The 15,143-nt window shown below is 58.8% G+C and carries 14 protein-coding genes; 10 read left to right on the forward strand and 4 right to left on the reverse strand.

The annotated features are described in order from the left end of the window. Positions 1-189: 189 nt before the first annotated feature. Entirely contained in the window at positions 190-1,665 is a 1,476-nt protein-coding gene (locus tag BMX68_RS04360; protein WP_017131025.1) for an inorganic phosphate transporter, read from the forward strand. A gap of 213 nt (positions 1,666-1,878) precedes the next feature. On the opposite strand, the gene ccoM is transcribed toward BMX68_RS04360, so the two are convergent. From ccoM to BMX68_RS04365, 3 genes are all read right to left on the reverse strand, one after another. Beyond that, entirely contained in the window at positions 1,879-1,995 is a 117-nt protein-coding gene (ccoM, locus tag BMX68_RS26590) for a cytochrome c oxidase subunit CcoM (protein WP_017131026.1), read from the reverse strand. Between the two features lie 143 nt (positions 1,996-2,138). Then, positions 2,139-2,300, reverse strand: coding sequence for a hypothetical protein (locus BMX68_RS25820; RefSeq protein ID WP_017131027.1), 162 nt, complete (start codon positions 2,298-2,300; stop codon positions 2,139-2,141). 258 nt (positions 2,301-2,558) lie between these two features. Beyond that, the gene (locus BMX68_RS04365) at positions 2,559-2,900 is read right to left on the reverse strand and encodes a hypothetical protein (protein WP_017131028.1); all 342 of its coding nucleotides are present in this window, start codon (positions 2,898-2,900) and stop codon (positions 2,559-2,561) included. A 257-nt stretch (positions 2,901-3,157) separates the two neighbouring features. On the opposite strand from BMX68_RS04365, the gene rapA reads away from it, so the two are divergent. The 3 genes from rapA (at position 3,158) to BMX68_RS04380 (ending at position 9,094) form a co-directional block, all read left to right on the forward strand. Then, positions 3,158-6,004: an RNA polymerase-associated protein RapA gene (gene rapA / locus BMX68_RS04370; RefSeq protein ID WP_017131029.1), complete on the forward strand. Its 2,847-nt coding sequence runs from the start codon at positions 3,158-3,160 to the stop codon at positions 6,002-6,004. Positions 6,005-6,239: 235 nt separating this feature from the next. After that, positions 6,240-6,608 (forward strand): YkgJ family cysteine cluster protein, encoded by a 369-nt coding sequence (locus tag BMX68_RS04375; RefSeq protein WP_017131030.1) that lies wholly within the window; start codon positions 6,240-6,242, stop codon positions 6,606-6,608. Between the two features lie 311 nt (positions 6,609-6,919). After that, positions 6,920-9,094, forward strand: coding sequence for a hypothetical protein (locus tag BMX68_RS04380; RefSeq protein ID WP_017131031.1), 2,175 nt, complete (start codon positions 6,920-6,922; stop codon positions 9,092-9,094). A gap of 329 nt (positions 9,095-9,423) precedes the next feature. On the opposite strand, the gene BMX68_RS04385 is transcribed toward BMX68_RS04380, so the two are convergent. Beyond that, complete coding sequence (locus tag BMX68_RS04385) at positions 9,424-9,729, reverse strand: DUF2288 domain-containing protein (RefSeq protein ID WP_017131032.1); 306 nt, start codon at positions 9,727-9,729, stop codon at positions 9,424-9,426. 347 nt (positions 9,730-10,076) lie between these two features. Between BMX68_RS04385 and BMX68_RS04390 the strand changes: the two genes are divergently transcribed. Genes BMX68_RS04390 through BMX68_RS04410 form a run of 6 tightly spaced genes read left to right on the forward strand, consistent with a single transcriptional unit; the run spans position 10,077 to position 15,061 of the window. Continuing rightward, a complete protein-coding gene (locus BMX68_RS04390) occupies positions 10,077-11,195 on the forward strand; it encodes a branched-chain amino acid ABC transporter substrate-binding protein (RefSeq protein ID WP_017131033.1) in 1,119 nt (372 codons plus the stop codon). A 45-nt stretch (positions 11,196-11,240) separates the two neighbouring features. Next, positions 11,241-11,429 carry a hypothetical protein gene (locus tag BMX68_RS25315; RefSeq protein ID WP_143063234.1) on the forward strand — a complete coding sequence of 63 codons (189 nt, stop codon included), beginning with the start codon at positions 11,241-11,243 and terminating at the stop codon, positions 11,427-11,429. After that, the gene (livH, locus tag BMX68_RS04395) at positions 11,422-12,345 is read left to right on the forward strand and encodes a high-affinity branched-chain amino acid ABC transporter permease LivH (RefSeq protein WP_017131034.1); all 924 of its coding nucleotides are present in this window, start codon (positions 11,422-11,424) and stop codon (positions 12,343-12,345) included. The genes BMX68_RS25315 and livH overlap by 8 nt, the downstream gene beginning before the upstream one ends. Then, positions 12,342-13,595, forward strand: coding sequence for a high-affinity branched-chain amino acid ABC transporter permease LivM (locus BMX68_RS04400; protein ID WP_017131035.1), 1,254 nt, complete (start codon positions 12,342-12,344; stop codon positions 13,593-13,595). The genes livH and BMX68_RS04400 overlap by 4 nt, the downstream gene beginning before the upstream one ends. Continuing rightward, complete coding sequence (gene livG, locus BMX68_RS04405) at positions 13,592-14,359, forward strand: high-affinity branched-chain amino acid ABC transporter ATP-binding protein LivG (RefSeq protein WP_017131036.1); 768 nt, start codon at positions 13,592-13,594, stop codon at positions 14,357-14,359. The genes BMX68_RS04400 and livG overlap by 4 nt, the downstream gene beginning before the upstream one ends. Further along, entirely contained in the window at positions 14,360-15,061 is a 702-nt protein-coding gene (locus tag BMX68_RS04410; protein ID WP_017131037.1) for an ABC transporter ATP-binding protein, read from the forward strand. Positions 15,062-15,143: the final 82 nt, after the last annotated feature.

Raw genomic sequence — 15,143 nt, forward strand, 5'->3', positions numbered from 1 at the left:
TCGAAGCCTGATACTCATTGGATATCCTCAATGAAATCATACAGTTGATAAACACACAAAAAAATTGAGGTTTAACGCCTTCCTACTTTTTTTTTCATTGAAGAATGTTACCGGTGAGCAGCTAGTGCATCGATTAACGGGCTTTTCTGGCATAATCGCGCCCCCTTATGACCGGGTCAGAAAACCTTCATGATTGATTTATTCAGCGGACTGGATGCTTGGGTTCTTTTGAGCCTGTTGCTTGCCCTCGCCTTTGTCCTCAGCTTCGAGTTCATCAACGGCTTTCATGACACCGCTAACGCGGTTGCCACAGTGATTTACACCAAAGCCATGCCGCCGCATCTCGCGGTGTTCTCTTCCGGTGTATTCAACTTCTTCGGCGTCTTGCTCGGCGGTGTCGGTGTCGCCTATGCCATCGTGCATCTGCTGCCGGTGGAACTGCTGATCAACGTCAATACAGGCCACGGCCTGGCGATGGTGTTCTCGCTACTGGCCGCTGCCATTACCTGGAACCTGGGTACCTGGTACTTCGGCATCCCGGCGTCGAGCTCCCATACCCTGATCGGCTCGATCTTAGGTGTCGGCCTGGCCAACGCCCTGCTCAACGATATTCCGCTGGCTGACGGGGTCAACTGGCAGAAGGCAATCGATATCGGGGCCTCGCTGGTCTTCTCGCCGCTGGCCGGCATGCTGGTCGCCGGCCTGGTACTGATAGGCCTGAAGTGGTGGCGCCCGTTGTCGAAAATGCATAAAACCCCGGAACAGCGCCGCAAGATCGACGACAAAAAGCATCCGCCCTTCTGGAATCGCCTGGTGCTGGTGGTTTCCGCCATGGCCGTGAGCTTCGTGCACGGTTCCAACGATGGCCAGAAAGGTATCGGGCTGATCATGCTCGTGCTGATCGGTATCGTACCGGCACAGTTCGTCCTCGACCTGAGCACCACGACCTACCAGATCGAGCGTACCCGTGACGCGACATTGCACTTGAGCCAGTTCTATCAGCGCAACAACGCGACCCTGAGCGAGTTCCTGGCCCTGGGCAAAAGCGTGCAGAATGACCTACCGGGCAAGTTCCGTTGCAACCCGCAGCAGACCGAACCGACGATTGCCGCCCTGCTGAACAATCTCAAGGGTGTGACCGACTACCATTCGCTGTCGCCGGAAACGCGCATCGAAGTCCGTCGTTACCTGCTTTGCCTGGATGACACCGCGAAAAAAGTCGGCAAGCTGCCTGGCCTGGATAAGCGTGAGAAGGCGGATCTGGAGAAACTGCGCAAAGACCTGACCACCACCACCGAATACGCGCCGTTCTGGGTGATTCTGGCGGTAGCCCTGGCCCTCGGCCTGGGCACGATGGTCGGCTGGAAGCGGGTGGTGCTGACCATTGGCGAGAAGATCGGCAAGCAGGGCATGACCTATGCCCAAGGCATGTCGGCACAGATCACCACCGCTTGCATGATCGGCCTGGCGAATATTTTCGCCTTGCCGGTCTCGACCACTCACGTGTTGTCGTCGGGTGTCGCGGGTACTATGGTGGCGAACAAGAGCGGACTGCAAAGCAGCACGATCAAGACCATCCTGCTGGCCTGGGTGCTGACCTTACCGGCGACCGTAGGGCTGTCCGCCGGATTGTTCTGGCTCGCCTCGAAGCTGCTCGGCAGCTGAGTCGTTTTCAGTGACACAAAAAAGGTGTGATCTTTGGATTGCACCTTTTTTATGGCTTCCAGTTCCAGACTACACCGGCCAGAACAAGGCCAACATTCACCAGCTCAACGACTACCCTCCAGACATCTGTTTCTAACAATCAGAAACGATAAGGTAAAAAAAAGGCGACCGAAGTCGCCCAAAATGCCTTGCGTGCTCGTCCCCTGGAAAAACCTAGGGCGCTTTGCGCTTATGTGAGTCTTTCCAGATAAAAAAACCGAACCCTGCGAGGAACATCACCATGAGGCTCACCGTCAGTACCCCGGCAATGACCACGTTATCGAAAAACATGACTGACCTCCCGCCTTTATGCTGTTGCGCTAGGGCTAAGTTAGCCAAACCGGCACGGAAGAAAATTGACCGAAGTCAATGCCGCCCGGAATCGGGCGGGGGGAAACAAATTAACTGACGTGCATCAAGTTTCAGCACGACTATCAGCGTTTTTTCGGCTTGTTCTTCGGTTTTTTCTTGGCCTTGCCCAAAGGCAGCGCCTGCTCGAACGCCTGGCGAACTTCATTCAGGCGCTTCTCGTTGAGATCATGGACACGTTTGGTCCGCTCGGTATTCAGGTCGATCAGCTTGTCGTCTTGGCTCATGATCACTGCATCGCTATCTGTCGAATTCAGCCGAAGCCATTCACTTCGACTCGCCTAATCACCTAATAATGAAGGCAAGCGCCTGCGCTGACCAGTCGTGAAACCCGCTCATTGCCGATTAAAATGTGTCCGCACGGGCCAATCGCCGCGTCCGAATGGCTGCCGAGGATCGTAGATATAGGACCTTCCTGCGCTGATGATCTGGGAGGAGATCGGCCTGCCGCCACAGCTCCTACGTCAATTGCCCGCGAAAGGATTTCAGACCTCGACATCGACCAACAGGCCCTGACGCGGCTGTTCTTCCATCAGCGCCACCACCGGCACAGTATGATCGGTGTTCAATTCGTCGCCCGGCACCGCCAGGTGACGCTCAGGATCATCGTCGGCCTCGCGCCGGCGCTGCTGCCGTTCCTGCTGGCGCCGCTGCTCTTCACGCAGCAGCCATGCGGCCTCTTCAGGGTCGCGCTTTTGCAAGTCGATGGTACTTTCGCGGGAGCTTTCCTGAACCGGCACCACGGGCGGGATATCCGGTCGCGGCCGGATAGGGTCCTGCTGGGAAGTCACCGGCAGGACGCTCAAGGGTAGCAGCGGTGGCAGCATGGTTTTTCTCTCCTGTCGGCAGGCTGTCGGCCGCGAGATCGGCGACTTGAGCCGTCGGTCGCGAAACTGTGACCTGAGTATCGTTCAAGGGCGCCATGCGTCCCGACGAACGTCATCGTGGCGACTGTGAGTCTTGTGCTGTGCGGTTTCTCAACAGGGGCCCCATTCGTTGATTGACCACAGATCAATGAGCCTTTGGCCTGAAAGCGTCGATTCCGTTAAGATACTGGGCTTTTTCAAGGCGGGAGTCAGGCAGCATGGCGCAGCACTATCAACCGGGGCAACGCTGGATCAGTGACAGCGAAGCCGAGCTGGGTTTGGGCACCGTTCTGGCACAGGACGGCCGCTTGTTGACCGTGCTCTATCCGGCCACTGGCGACACTCGCCAGTACGCGCTGAGGAATGCGCCTCTCACCCGTGTGCGTTTCTCGCCCGGTGACACCATTACCCACTTCGAAGGCTGGAAGATGACCGTGCGTGAAGTCGACGATGTCGACGGACTGCTGGTCTACCACGGCCTCAACGCGCAGAACGAAGTCGTCACGCTGCCGGAAACCCAGTTGTCGAACTTCATCCAGTTCCGCCTGCCCAGCGACCGCCTGTTCGCCGGGCAGATCGACCCATTGGCGTGGTTCTCCCTGCGCTACCACACCCTGGAACACACCAGCCGCCAGTTGCAGTCTTCGCTCTGGGGCCTGGGCGGTGTCCGTGCGCAACCCATCGCGCACCAGTTACACATCGCCCGGGAAGTCGCCGACCGCATCGCGCCCCGAGTCCTGCTGGCGGACGAGGTCGGCCTGGGCAAGACCATCGAGGCCGGCCTGGTGATCCATCGTCAGTTGCTCAGCGGTCGCGCCAGCCGCGTACTGATCCTGGTACCGGAGAATCTCCAGCACCAGTGGCTGGTGGAAATGCGTCGGCGCTTCAACCTGCAGGTCGCACTGTTCGATGCCGAGCGCTTTATCGAAAGCGATGCCAGCAATCCGTTCGAAGACACCCAACTAGCCCTGGTCGCCCTAGAGTGGCTGGTCGAAGACGAGAAGGCCCAGGATGCGCTGTTCGCCGCCGGCTGGGATCTACTGGTGGTCGACGAGGCCCACCATCTGGTCTGGCATGAAGAGCGGGCAAGCCCGGAATACGTCCTGGTCGAACAGTTGGCCGAGACCATTCCCGGCGTCCTGTTGCTGACCGCCACCCCCGAGCAACTGGGCCAGGACAGCCACTTCGCCCGTCTGCGCCTGCTCGACCCGAATCGTTTCCACGACCTGGCGACCTTCCGCGCCGAAAGCGAAAACTATCGCCCAGTGGCCGAAGCGGTGCAGGAACTGCTGGATCAAGGTCGCCTGTCTCCCGCCGCGCACAAGACCATTCAAGGTTTCCTCGGTGACGAAGGCGAAGCGCTGCTCACCGCCGTCAACGCCGGCGATAGCGAAGCCAGCGCCCGTTTGGTCCGCGAACTGCTGGACCGCCATGGCACCGGCCGCGTGCTATTTCGCAACACCCGCGCCGCCGTGCGGGGTTTCCCAGAGCGCAAGCTGCACGCCTATCCACTGCCAACCCCGGACGAATACCTGGAACTGCCGCTGGGCGAACACGCCGAACTGTACCCGGAAGTCAGCTTCCAGTCCCAGCCGGACGCCAACGAAGAACAACGCTGGTGGCGCTTCGATCCGCGCGTCGAGTGGCTGATCGATCAGTTGAAAATGCTCAAGCGCACCAAAGTACTGGTGATCTGCGCCCACGCCGAAACCGCCATGGACCTGGAGGATGCCCTGCGCGTGCGTTCCGGTATTCCGGCCACAGTGTTCCACGAGGGCATGAACATCCTCGAGCGTGACCGCGCCGCGGCCTATTTCGCCGACGAGGAATTCGGCGCCCAGGTGCTGATCTGCTCGGAAATCGGCAGTGAAGGTCGCAACTTCCAGTTCTCCCATCATCTGGTGTTGTTCGATCTGCCGTCGCACCCTGACCTGCTGGAACAGCGGATCGGTCGTCTTGACCGGATCGGCCAGAAACACGTGATCGAACTGCATGTACCGTACCTGGAGACCAGCCCGCAAGAGCGCCTGTTCCAGTGGTATCACCAGGCGCTGAACGCTTTCCTCAACACCTGCCCGACCGGCAACGCCCTACAGCACCAGTTCGGCCCGCGCCTGCTGCCGCTGCTCGAAGGCGGCGACGATGGCGAATGGCAAGCACTGGTTGACGAAGCCCGGACCGAGCGCGAGCGCCTGGAAGCCGAACTGCACACCGGTCGCGACCGTCTGCTTGAACTCAACTCCGGCGGTGCCGGCGAAGGCGACGCGCTGGTCGAGGCGATCCATGAGCAGGATGACCAGTTCGCTCTGCCGATCTACATGGAAACTCTATTCGACGCCTTTGGCATCGACAGCGAAGACCACTCGGAAAACGCCCTGATCCTCAAGCCGAGCGAGAAGATGCTCGACGCCAGCTTCCCACTGGGCGACGATGAAGGCGTGACCATCACCTACGATCGCAACCAAGCGCTGTCGCGCGAAGACATGCAGTTCATCACCTGGGAACACCCGATGGTGCAGGGCGGCATGGATCTGGTGCTGTCCGGCTCGATGGGCAACACCGCCGTGGCGCTGATCAAGAACAAGGCGCTGAAGCCGGGCACCGTGCTGCTGGAGCTGCTGTATGTCAGCGAGGTGGTCGCCCCGCGCTCGCTGCAATTGGGTCGCTACCTGCCACCGGCCGCCCTGCGCTGCCTGCTGGATGCCAATGGCAACGACCTGTCGACCCGCGTCGCCTTCGAGACCCTGAACGACCAGTTGGAAAGTGTGCCACGGGCCAGCGCCAACAAGTTCATCCAGGCCCAGCGCGACAACCTGACGCCGAAGATCAACGCCGGGGAAGCGAAGATTGCCCCCCGTCACGCCGAGCGCGTGGCCGAAGCACAACGTCGCCTGGCTGCCGATACCGATGAAGAGCTGGCGCGCCTGACCGCGTTGCAGGCGGTTAACCCGACCGTGCGCGACAGCGAGCTGGTGGCGCTGCGTCAGCAACGCGAGCAGGGCCTGGCGATGCTTGAAAAAGCCGCGCTGCGCCTGGAGGCAATTCGGGTGCTGGTCGCCGGTTAAGCTCATTCATCACTGCGGGAGTCGGTGCTTTGCGTCCCTTTGCGGGCGACTCGGTCTCAAACGGCCACAAGCACCGCCTCCCGCTCATCGGCCAGCATTCGCACCGCCGATACTGAGTTCCGAGGGCGCTGTCTCAGCGCCTGAAAAATATTTGTAACACCTCCTTACAAAGTCACGACCGAAGCCTAGAATGGCGCGGGATTACCCCCTTCCCTTCTTCCTTCGTTGAGCTTCCATGCCTGATGCTAATCCGTGTCTGAATTGCGGTGCCTGCTGTGCCTATTTTCGCGTGTCGTTCTACTGGGGTGAGTGCGTCTCGGGTGGCGGCCTGGTGCCCGACGAACTGGTCACCCAAATCAGCCCAAGCCGCGTCGCCATGCTCGGAACCGAAGCGCGTAAGCCGCGTTGCACCGCGCTTAAGGGCGAAGTCGGGGAGCAAGTCAGTTGCTCGATCTATCATCAGCGCTCCAGCCCCTGCCGTGAATTCGCAGCCGCCTGGGTCGATGACGAACCCAACGAGCGCTGCGACGCCGCTCGGGCCGCCTTCGGCCTGGCGCCACTGGAACCTGAACAGAAAGCCACTTTAGTCCCCATCGCTGTTTAGGACTCCTAAAACATGGGCGGTATCCCGCCATCAACCTCTACTGCTATGAGTGACACGCGATACGCCAACGCGTGGATCTCAACCAATACTCGGAGAAAGTAATACAAAATTCACAAAAAGTTCCCCGTCAATTAAAGAACGTCAATGATTGGCCGATTCAACGGTATTCGAGCAAGGATCGCCCTCGCTGAGCCTGGGATAAAACCCTATCGCTCAAGCCAATATCGCGCGGTAAAGTCGCGACCTCTCATTCCGTGATGGCGCGTTGACATCCTCTCGACCGCCCAACCAGACCAGGTATATGGCGCACAATGACCTCTAAAAACCACCCGGCCAACCCAGTATCCGATCTGATAGTGCCCACGGTCGCGGAAAAACCTTCCAAGGTCCATTCCACACCGCGTCCATTGGCGACGCAGCAGTACCTTTATTTCACTGAAACCAATACGGATCGTATTCTCGACAACCTCGACGGCTTGCGCGACATGGTCTTCCCCAGCTCAGCGCATCCGGAGGGTGAAAACGAAGCGCGCCGCGAGCAGCAATTTCCTTCCGTATGCCTGATCGGCCTGGGTCGCTGCGGTTCGAACATTGCGCTGGACGTCGCCGAACTGGTGTACAACGCTCGCAAGTTCTACCTCAACGAGTTCAACAACGAGGACACCACCACCGACAAGGGCTATCGCCCTGCCCAGTGGATTCGCCACAACCTGCGCCTGGGGCAGAACAAATCCGCCAAGCCGGTGTTCCTGGTCGAACCGCTGGTGATGCTCGGCGATCTGGACAAAGACATCGCCGGACGTATCCGCTTCTCCCGCAAAGGTGAGAAAAGCGGCTTTATCCGCGACTACAGCAAGATGAAGATCATGGATCTGTCGGAAGTCCATGCCGGTGGCGCCGGTAACGCGCCGATCCTCGGCCAGTACCTGGCCAAGATCATCCTGAACAAAGACACCCAGCGTTTCTCCAGCCCCGACTGGAAGATGATCCATTCGTACCTGATCGACTCTTGTGGCATCAAAGCCAATCAGTCGCGCCTGTACTTCTCGATCTTCAGCGCTGGCGGCGGTACTGGATCGGGCATGGCCTCGGAGTTCGGCCTGGCTCAACAGTATTCGTACATGAACAAGACGTTCGACACCAAGCCGATGGACGAGCACGACAGCAAGAGCGGCCACGCCTTTGTCTTCGAGCCGATCTTCACCAGCGGCATCTGCGTACTGCCGAATATTTCCGATCATCGCAGCGAAATGTCCGAGGCCTTGCACATCAACGCCGGTCGCCTGCTCTGTAAGTACCTGTCCGAAGAATGGGACTTCTCGTACAACTTCGACAATGAGGACAGCAGCGAAGCCAGCGTCATGGGCCGCATCCGCCCCTGGAACGCGATGATGCTGATCTCCAACGACATCATGCGTTATGCCGAAGAGAACGATGACGGCAATATTCAGAACATTGATGTCAATGCCATGGAGAAACACGCCAACCAGTACATCTCCCAGCAGATTTTCAATATTCTCACCGCCCAAGCGGTGACCACCGACTACGACCAGAACTATTTCCGGCGTGCCGGCATCGACATCGGCGAGACTATTCGCCTGGATGCCAATGACCTGTTCATGAGCCTGGCCGGTCCGGTGGCCATCGCCTACGCGGAATCGGTGGTACCGGAACAACCAGTGCCCACCGGCGATAAATTCAAAGTGTTCGAGAAAGAACCGCAGCGTCTGAACATCGATGACCTGTTCTTCCGCTCCATCGACCTGCCACACTTTAACAAGGTCACCCAGGCGATCGAGGGCATCAGTCTGCTACCGATCGAATCCAAGCGTTACCGCGCGGCCCTGGAGCAGTACAAAGCCTCGGGTTACGACGCGGCGGCCCTGCACGACTTGCACTTCTTCAAGAACTGCTCGTCGGTAGTGTCGATTGTCTCGCTGCCCAAGGACTACAAACTGTCCTACATGGACCTCAACCGACTCAAGACCCACCTCAATAGCCTGTTCCCCAACACCACGCTCAAGCGCTACGCACTGGTGATCGGCGCTTCGGCCAACCTGTCGCTGACTACCCTGATCGCCAAGAGCCCGTGCCTGTCGGACGATTTCCTGACCCTGATCGTGGCCTTCATCAAGCGCTGCTTCGCCCGTCACCCGTATCGTTTCGACGATACGCTGGACAACTCGATGCTCGACTTCATCACCCGTGACGAGTTCGACGAAGGGCATATCGACGATCTGCTCAACGAGTTCGAGAACCCGGCGAAGATCCTCGATACCAACTGGTATGCGATCAAACCGATGTACGAGAAGAAGTACCGTGAACTGATCAACGACAAGGACAAGTTCGTCTCGATCAACGATATTCGCCTGTCCCGCGATTGCGTAAAAAAGGCCATCAAGTACCTGCGCGAGATCTACCGTCATCGGATCGGCAAGACCCGGGTCATTTCGTTGAATAACCACACCGGCAAAACCGAGTATTAGGTGCTGTAGGAAATATTTTCGAGCGAAGGCCAGGCGAGGACTGACCGGGGTCGCAGGCAACTTTACGGGTTGTAAATGAGCCTAGCGAGCCTGCTTTCAACGCAACATCGGCAAGCGCAAATATATTTCGTACAGCGTCTGGGCACGATCCCGCGGCAGCTGGCTGACGGTTCCCACAATACGGCGCCTGACTTGAGACAGTTCCGGGGTTCGGAAGACTGTGGATTTTCTCCACGAGCAAACTGCCACTACTGCTCTGGGCGGTTACTGGCCTACACACTCATAGGCCATAAACGCATAAGGCATATGCACCATTGCAGTGCGCTAAATTATTTTTCTACCCGTTCCTGGGTCATTACCCAAGGCGACACCACCACCGCCCACAGGTCAGGATCTCGCTTGAAAAGGTCCTGCGCCCGCGTTTCAGACACCTTGGCAAGCTCCCCGGCGGCCAGCCAGCCCGCCACTTTGTCAGCCTGGTTGGCGGCCATGGCCTCGGCGACCGCGATCAAATCCAGCGAAGGCTCGACCCACAGTAGTGCACCCCGGGCGAAGAACGGTTGCAGCTCTTCCCAGCGGATCGCTGCAGTTTCACCAAGCAGCTTGGCATAGAGGGTGCTAGGTTGTTCAATCATGGGTTTCTACCTGAGAAAAAATCAGCGCAATCATAACGTCGCGACTCAGGCAGAAAAACCCGGATGCAATGGTTGGGATGAAAGAGGAATCAGGGGAGCCAGGGATCGCCGTGTGGGATCAGCAACATCCAGATAACAATCTGCAGGGCAATCCGCCGCCATTCTGTCTTTTTCTTTCATTTAAGCGACACCCCCCGATTTTGCCCTCAGCTGCCCGCTATTCAAGCGATTAACGGGCGCTCTAAACTGTATCGGTACAGTTGCCGGGGAAACCGGGGTTCGCAAACCCGGTTCTGCTGCCTTGGCGTCAGGACTATAAAAATTACAACAGTAAGAGTGGAGCACTAATGACTAAGCAGATTTCCAAACTGTTCGCCGCTATGGTTCTGGCCGGGATTGCCAGCCATTCGTTCGCCGCAGACACCCTCAAGATCGGCATTGCCGGCCCGAAAACCGGCCCAGTGACCCAGTACGGCGACATGCAATTCATGGGTGCGAAACAGGCCATCAAGGACATCAACGCCAAGGGCGGCGTCGACGGCAAGATGCTCGAAGCCAAGGAGTACGACGATGCCTGCGACCCTAAACAGGCCGTAGCCGTGGCCAACAAAGTGGTCAACGATGGCGTCAAGTTCGTGATCGGTCACCTCTGCTCCAGCTCCACCCAACCGGCTTCGGACATCTATGAAGACGAAGGCGTGATCATGATCACGCCAGCCGCCACCAGCCCGGAAATCACCGCTCGCGGCTACAAGATGATCTTCCGCACCATCGGCCTGGACAGTGCCCAGGGCCCTGCCGCCGGTAACTACATCGCCGACCACGTCAAGCCGAAAGTGGTTGCCGTGCTGCACGACAAGCAGCAATACGGCGAAGGCATCGCCACCGCGGTCAAGCAGACCCTCGAGAGCAAAGAGATAAAGGTTGCCGTCTTCGAAGGCCTGAACGCCGGCGACAAGGATTTCTCCTCGATCATCCAGAAACTCAAGCAAGCCAAGGTCGACTTCGTCTACTACGGCGGCTACCATCCTGAGCTGGGTCTGATCCTGCGCCAGTCCAAGGAAAAAGGCCTGAACGCCAAGTTCATGGGGCCGGAAGGCGTCGGTAACGACTCCATCTCGCAGATCGCCCAGGACGCTTCCGAAGGTCTGCTGGTGACCTTGCCCAAGTCCTTCGATGCCGCCCCGGAAAACAAGGCCATCGTTGACGCCATCAAGGCCGATGGCAAGGACCCGAGCGGCCCGTTCGTATTCCCGGCCTACTCTGCGGTCCAAGTGATCGCCGAAGGCATCAAGTCGGCAAAGAGCGAAGACACCGCCAAGGTGGCAGCCGCCATCCACGCCGGTACCTTCAAGACCCCGACCGGCGACCTGAGCTTCGACGCCAAAGGCGACCTGAAGGACTTCAAGTTCGTGGTTTACCAGTGGCACTTCGGCAAACCGAAAACCGAAGTCTCCCCTCAGTAAGTCAGGCCTGAAAGGTCAAGAAGCCCACTGTGCAAGCAGTGGGCTTTGTTTTACGAGGTTTATGGGCCCGACACCCGCGATCCGGGAGCTGGCTCACCTGAAAATCTTAAAACCGTCACCAGCGGTTCGCTGGCAAAAGTTCGTGCCGACATGACCATAAACCACGGCACCGGGCCGGAACATGACTCCACCAGTGAAATGCGTATCGGGTTTTTAGGAGCGTGTAATGCCTGAGATCTATCACTTCTTCCAACAGCTGGTTAATGGCCTGACCATTGGCAGTACCTATGCCTTGATAGCCATTGGCTACACAATGGTTTACGGCATTATTGGAATGATCAACTTCGCCCATGGCGAGGTGTACATGATTGGTTCCTACGTGGCCTTCATCGCCCTCGCCGGGCTGGCCATGCTGGGTATCCACTCACTGCCGCTGTTAATGACCGCCGCGTTCATCGCGACAATCGTCGTGACCAGTGCCTATGGCTACAGTATCGAGCGCGTCGCCTACCGTCCCCTGCGCGGCAGCAACCGACTGATTCCGCTGATTTCCGCCATCGGCATGTCGATTTTCCTGCAAAACACCGTGTTGCTGTCCCAGGATTCCAAGGACAAGTCCATCCCCAACCTGATCCCGGGGAGTTTCTCCTTTGGTCCGGGCGGCGCGGAGGAAGTACTGATTTCCTATATGCAGATACTGGTATTCATCGTCACCCTGGTGGCCATGACCGGGCTGACCCTGTTCATTTCCCGTTCACGCCTTGGCCGCGCCTGTCGCGCCTGCGCCGAAGATATCAAGATGGCCAATCTGCTAGGCATCAATACCAACAACATCATCGCCCTGACCTTCGTCATCGGCGCTGCCCTCGCAGCGATCGCCGCCGTGCTGCTGAGCATGCAATACGGCGTGATCAACCCCAACGCTGGCTTCCTGGTAGGACTGAAGGCCTTCACCGCGGCAGTCCTGGGCGGCATTGGCAGCATTCCGGGCGCCATGCTCGGCGGGCTGGTGCTGGGGGTGGCCGAAGCCTTTGGCGCCGATGTGTTCGGCGACCAGTACAAGGACGTGGTGGCGTTCGGTCTTTTGGTTCTGGTGCTGTTGTTCCGGCCGACCGGCATTCTGGGCCGTCCGGAGGTTGAGAAAGTATGAACAGATATCTCAAATCGGCGTTCTTCAGCGCCTTGCTGGTATGGGCCGTGGCCTTTCCGGTGCTCGGCCTCAAGTTGAGCATCGTCGGGATCAACCTCCAAGTGCATGGCACCGGGCCGGTGACCCTGAGCATCATCGCCCTCTGCTCGGTGCTGATGTTCCTGCGTGTACTGTTCAGCGAACAATTCAATGCGATGTTCAAGTCGTCCCGAGGCCCGCTGGTCTCGCCCAAAGTCGGCCAGTTCCTGACCCTGCCGCGTACCCAGCGCTGGATCATCATCGGCCTGATCGTCGCCGCGCTGATCTGGCCGTTCTTCGGCTCACGCGGCGCGGTCGACATCGCCACCCTGATCCTGATCTATGTGCTGCTGGGCCTGGGCCTGAACATCGTGGTCGGCCTGGCCGGCCTGCTCGATCTGGGCTATGTGGGTTTCTACGCCGTGGGCGCTTACAGCTATGCGCTGCTGTCACACTACTTCGGCTGGAGCTTCTGGATCTGCCTGCCGATCGCCGGCCTGATGGCCGCCACCTTCGGCTTCCTCCTGGGTTTTCCGGTGCTGCGTTTGCGTGGCGACTACCTGGCCATCGTGACCCTGGGTTTCGGGGAAATCATCCGGCTGTTCCTGCGTAATCTCACCGACCTCACCGGCGGTCCCAACGGCATCAGCAACATTCCCAAGCCGACCTTCTTCGGACTGTCGTTCGACCGTACCGCCGCCGAAGGCATGCAGACCTTCCACGCATTCTTCGGGCTGGACTACAACCCGGTGAGCAAGGTGGTGTTCCTGTACCTGGTGGCCCTGGTGCTGGCGTTGTTCGCCCTGTTTGTGATCAACCGCCTGCTACGCATGCCCATCGGCCGTGCCTGGGAAGCGCTGCGTGAAGATGAGATCGCCTGCCGGGCGCTGGGTTTGAATCCGACAGTGATCAAGCTGTCGGCCTTTACTCTCGGTGCCGCGTTTGCCGGTTTCGCCGGCAGCTTCTTTGCCGCGCGCCAGGGACTGGTGACGCCGGAGTCGTTCACCTTCATCGAGTCGGCGATCATCCTCGCCATCGTCGTATTGGGTGGCATGGGCTCGCAACTGGGCGTAATCCTGGCGGCCATCGTGATGATTCTGCTGCCGGAAATGATGCGTGAGTTCAGTGAATACCGCATGTTGATGTTCGGCGCCTTGATGGTGCTGATGATGATCTGGCGGCCGCAAGGCTTGCTGCCCATGCAACGTCCACACATGGAGCTGCGCAAATGAGCCGCGAGATCCTTAAAGTAGAAAACCTGAGCATGCGCTTCGGCGGCCTGCTGGCGGTCAACCGCGTGGCCCTGACCGTCCAGGAGAAACAAGTGGTGGCGCTGATCGGCCCGAACGGCGCCGGCAAGACCACGGTGTTCAACTGCCTGACCGGTTTTTACAAGCCGAGCGCCGGTAGCATCCTGCTCGACGGCCAGCCGATCCAGGGCCTGGCCGGCCATCAAATTGCCCGCAAGGGCGTGGTACGGACCTTCCAGAACGTGCGCCTGTTCAAGGACATGACGGCGCTCGAAAACCTGTTGATCGCCCAGCACCGGCACCTTAACACCAATTTCCTGGCCGGGCTGTTCAAGACCCCGTCGTTCCGCAAGAGCGAGCGCCAAGCCATGGAGTACGCCGGGTACTGGTTGGAGCAAGTCAACCTGACCGAGTTCGCCAACCGCCCGGCCGGCACCTTGGCCTATGGTCAGCAGCGTCGCCTGGAAATCGCCCGTTGCATGATGACCCGCCCGCGGATCCTGATGCTCGACGAACCGGCGGCCGGCCTCAACCCACGGGAAACCGACGACCTCAAGGCGCTGATCAGCGTGCTGCGCGAGGAGCACAACGTCACGGTCCTGTTGATCGAGCACGACATGAAATTGGTCATGAGCATTTCCGATCACATCGTCGTGATCAACCAGGGCACACCGTTGGCCAACGGCACGCCACAACAGATCCGCGACAATCCCGAAGTGATCAAAGCCTATCTGGGGGAAGCGTAAATGCTGCAATTCGAAAACGTTTCCACCTTCTACGGCAAGATTCAGGCCCTGCACAGTGTCAACGTGGAGATTCGCCAAGGCGAAATCGTCACCCTGATCGGTGCCAACGGCGCGGGTAAGTCGACCCTGTTGATGACCCTCTGCGGCTCGCCAAGGGCCCATGCCGGCAGCATCCGTTACTTGGGCGAGGAATTGGTGGGGCAGGAATGCTCGCAGATCATGCGCAAGAGCATCGCGGTAGTGCCGGAAGGTCGTCGCGTGTTCTCGCGACTGACCGTGGAAGAGAACCTCGCCATGGGTGGTTTCTTTACCGACAAGGGCGATTATCAGGCGCAAATGGACAAGGTCCTGGAACTGTTCCCACGGCTCAAGGAGCGCTTCAGCCAGCGTGGCGGCACCATGTCCGGCGGCGAACAACAGATGCTCGCCATTGGCCGGGCACTGATGAGCAAGCCCAAGCTATTGCTGCTCGACGAGCCTTCGCTGGGCCTGGCGCCGATCATCATCCAGCAGATCTTCGATATTATCGAACAACTGCGCAAGGACGGTGTAACGGTGTTCCTGGTGGAGCAGAACGCCAACCAGGCGCTGAAAATCGCCGACCGCGCCTATGTACTGGAAAACGGTCGGGTGGTGATGGAAGGCAGTGGCGACGACCTGCTGACCGATCCCAAGGTACGCGAAGCGTATTTGGGCGGTTGATCTACCACGCAGCCAGCATCCGCTGCTTGAAAGCCTGACGGAAAGCCTCGATTTCGGGGCTTTCCTTTATCCATCAAAACAC

The organism is Pseudomonas agarici (assembly GCF_900109755.1).
Classification (GTDB): domain Bacteria; phylum Pseudomonadota; class Gammaproteobacteria; order Pseudomonadales; family Pseudomonadaceae; genus Aquipseudomonas; species Aquipseudomonas agarici.

What these genes read in the sequence shown, in the direction of transcription:
- BMX68_RS04360 (WP_017131025.1), top strand. Translation starts at nt 190, where the DNA reads ATGATTGATTTATTCAGCGGACTGGATGCTTGGGTTCTTTTGAGCCTG.
- ccoM (WP_017131026.1), bottom strand. Translation starts at nt 1,995, where the DNA reads ATGTTTTTCGATAACGTGGTCATTGCCGGGGTACTGACGGTGAGCCTC.
- BMX68_RS25820 (WP_017131027.1), bottom strand. Translation starts at nt 2,300, where the DNA reads ATGAGCCAAGACGACAAGCTGATCGACCTGAATACCGAGCGGACCAAA.
- BMX68_RS04365 (WP_017131028.1), bottom strand. Translation starts at nt 2,900, where the DNA reads ATGCTGCCACCGCTGCTACCCTTGAGCGTCCTGCCGGTGACTTCCCAG.
- rapA (WP_017131029.1), top strand. Translation starts at nt 3,158, where the DNA reads ATGGCGCAGCACTATCAACCGGGGCAACGCTGGATCAGTGACAGCGAA.
- BMX68_RS04375 (WP_017131030.1), top strand. Translation starts at nt 6,240, where the DNA reads ATGCCTGATGCTAATCCGTGTCTGAATTGCGGTGCCTGCTGTGCCTAT.
- BMX68_RS04380 (WP_017131031.1), top strand. Translation starts at nt 6,920, where the DNA reads ATGACCTCTAAAAACCACCCGGCCAACCCAGTATCCGATCTGATAGTG.
- BMX68_RS04385 (WP_017131032.1), bottom strand. Translation starts at nt 9,729, where the DNA reads ATGATTGAACAACCTAGCACCCTCTATGCCAAGCTGCTTGGTGAAACT.
- BMX68_RS04390 (WP_017131033.1), top strand. Translation starts at nt 10,077, where the DNA reads ATGACTAAGCAGATTTCCAAACTGTTCGCCGCTATGGTTCTGGCCGGG.
- livH (WP_017131034.1), top strand. Translation starts at nt 11,422, where the DNA reads ATGCCTGAGATCTATCACTTCTTCCAACAGCTGGTTAATGGCCTGACC.
- BMX68_RS04400 (WP_017131035.1), top strand. Translation starts at nt 12,342, where the DNA reads ATGAACAGATATCTCAAATCGGCGTTCTTCAGCGCCTTGCTGGTATGG.
- livG (WP_017131036.1), top strand. Translation starts at nt 13,592, where the DNA reads ATGAGCCGCGAGATCCTTAAAGTAGAAAACCTGAGCATGCGCTTCGGC.
- BMX68_RS04410 (WP_017131037.1), top strand. Translation starts at nt 14,360, where the DNA reads ATGCTGCAATTCGAAAACGTTTCCACCTTCTACGGCAAGATTCAGGCC.